We start from the raw sequence: 2,714 nt of genomic DNA, 5'->3' as shown, positions 1-2,714 counted from the left end.
ACCCCGGCGATGACCACCGCCAGCAGAAAAGCGGAGAAACTCGGTAAAGTTTGCATGGCCACCAGAACCGTGGCGACGATGGCCGGCGTCGGACCGCTGACGGCCAGTTGCGAACGGCTGAACAAGGGGACCAGTACACCGCCCATAATGCCGGCGATAAGTCCGGCGATCAGCGGTGTCCCTGATGCCAAAGCTACGCCGAGGCAGAGCGGCATCGCCACCAGGGCCACGACCACCGCGGCGGGCACATCGGCGCGCAAATTTTTGAGGGGCGAAAGGTTCACAGTGTTTTCCATGCTGTGTCCTCAGGCGAGTCGATCGAACTTCTGTTTTCCCACGTTGTAGGCGAGGATGGCCCCTTCTTCCATGTCGAAGTACCAGCCATGCAACTGCAGTTCACCCCGCACCACGCGGCGACGCACACTGTCAAAGGTCAGCAGATTCTCCAGAGAAACCAGAATGCTGGCTTTTTCGAGGGCGCGCGCCTGTTCTTCGGGGCTGGCATCAGCATATTCCCGCATCACGTCAGAATGGGCATCTCTGGCGATTTCCACCCAGGGGCCGACATACTTGCCTTCAGTGCCGTTCAATAGCGCTTTCATGCCACCGCAGTGTGAGTGACCGTTGATAATGATGTGTTCCACCTCCAGGTGACTAACCGCAAAATCCACCGCTGCGCTGGTGCCATGAAGATGGCCGTCTTGCTCCGCCGGAGGAACGAGATTCGCGACGTTGCGCACCACAAAAATGTCTCCGGGCTCGCTGCCGTAGAGTGACGTAGGTGTGACTCGGGAATCGGAACAGCCTATCAGCATGACTTTTGGGTTTTGCCCTTTCTCCACCAGGGTATCGAAAAAGTTTGGCCGTTCCTCATAATAGGTGTGGTGGAAATCCTTGAAGCCGTCGATCATGGCGTCGATCACGTTGTTATTCATGGCTACCACTCCCTCGTTATCAGATGAAATTCGGATGAAAACGCGACCTCGCCTTGGACTTTATCAACAAGTCTCAACAACTATCAAGCCATTTGATAATGTTGGAAAATGGTCACAAAAAAGCCCCCAAAGGGGGCTCCTTCGTGCTGCTTGTGACGCATTTCAGCCGTGACGGGCACGAATCTGGCGAGCCGCCTCGACCATGTTCTCCAGCGCCGGGGTGACCTCCGCCCACTTGCGGGTTTTCAGGCCGCAGTCGGGGTTGATCCACAGGCGCTCGGCGGGGACCACCTTTACCGCCTTTTCCATCAGGCCCACCATCTCTTCGACGCTGGGTACGCGTGGGGAGTGGATGTCATAGACGCCCGGTCCGATTTCGTTGGGGTAGTTGAAGGTTGCGAAAGCGTCCAGCAATTCCATTTGCGAGCGTGAGGTCTCAATGGTGATCACGTCGGCATCCATGGCCGCAATGGCGGGCAGAATATCGTTGAACTCCGAGTAGCACATGTGCGTGTGGATCTGCACATCATCGGGGGCGATCTGCGCCGAAATGCGGAAGGCGCGCGACGCCCAGTTGAGATACTGATCCCAATCCTTGCGCTTGAGGGGCAGACCTTCACGGTAGGCTGGCTCGTCGATCTGAATGATGCCGATGCCTGCATCAATCAAGTCCTTGACCTCATCGCGGATGGCCAGAGCGATCTGCAACGCAGTACGTTCGCGGGGCTGGTCATCACGGACGAAAGACCATTGCAGGATGGTCACCGGGCCGGTGAGCATGCCCTTCATTGGCCGCTTGGTCAGGGACTGGGCGTACTTGCTCCAGGCCACCGTCATCGGGGTGGGGCGAGAGACATCACCGAAAATCAACGGCGGCTTGACGTAGCGCGAACCGTAACTCTGCACCCAACCATGGCGGGTAAAAGCAAATCCGGACAATTGCTCGCCGAAGTACTCTACCATGTCATTGCGCTCGGGCTCGCCATGCACGGGCACGTCAATACCGAGACGCTCCTGCTCCTTCACCACCAGAGCGATTTCCGCTTCCATCGCCTTCTGGTAATTGGCATTGCTCAGCTCGCCTTTGCGATTCTGCAAACGGGCCTTACGGATTTCCGGGGTCTGGGGGAAGCTGCCAATACTGGTGGTCGGGAAGGCGGGTAGTTTGAAGCGCGCCCGCTGTGCCGCTTCCCGCGCCGGGAAGGGACTGTTGCGCTGACCGTCATCCTTACCCAAGCCTTCAAGGCGCTGAGCGACGGCGGGGTTGTGAATGCGCGGCGAGCTGCGGCGGGACGCGACGGCGGCGCGGGCGGCAGCCAGTTCCTGGGCCACCGACTCCGTGCCTTTGTCCAGGGCGCGGCTGATGACGGCGACTTCGTCCAGCTTCTGCACGGAGAAGGCGAGCCAGGACTTCAGTTCAGCGTCCAGCTCCGTCTCCTGATCCAGATCTACGGGCGTATGCAGCAGGCTGCAGGACGGTGCGACCCAGAGACGGTCGCCGAGCTGCTGGTGGGCGGGCTGCAGGAGTTCCAGTGCGGCATCGAGGTCAGCGCGCCAGACGTTACGACCGTCGACGACACCGAGGGAGAGCACCTTGTCGGCGGGGTAGTCGGTGAGGAAACTGTTCAACTGCTGCGGCGCACGGCGCAGATCAAGATGCAAGCCAGCGACGGGCAGGGCCTTGAGCTGTTTGGCATGATCGGCAACGGATTCGAAGTAAGCCGCGAGTAGTATCCTGGGCGATTTGCCCTTGCTTAGTGTCTGGTAGGCCGTATCCAG

Annotated in this window: 3 protein-coding genes; all 3 read right to left on the bottom strand. The window is 59.3% G+C overall.

Annotation, left to right across the window (positions count from 1 at the left end):
- Positions 1 to 296: SulP family inorganic anion transporter (locus AC2VNK_RS03495; protein ID WP_486882813.1), on the bottom strand; the 296-nt coding region annotated here is incomplete at its 3' end.
- Between the two features lie 9 nt (positions 297 to 305).
- Positions 306 to 935: a carbonic anhydrase gene (locus AC2VNK_RS03490; protein ID WP_486882812.1), complete on the bottom strand. Its 630-nt coding sequence runs from the start codon at positions 933 to 935 to the stop codon at positions 306 to 308.
- A 162-nt stretch (positions 936 to 1,097) separates the two neighbouring features.
- The coding region (gene metE, locus AC2VNK_RS03485) for a 5-methyltetrahydropteroyltriglutamate--homocysteine S-methyltransferase (protein WP_486882811.1) at positions 1,098 to 2,714 on the bottom strand (1,617 nt) is incomplete at its 5' end.

The organism is Acidithiobacillus sp. TH-A35 (assembly GCF_057473505.1).
The sequence above is the reverse complement of the archived record's forward strand: the minus strand, read 5'-3'. Positions and strand labels throughout refer to the sequence as shown.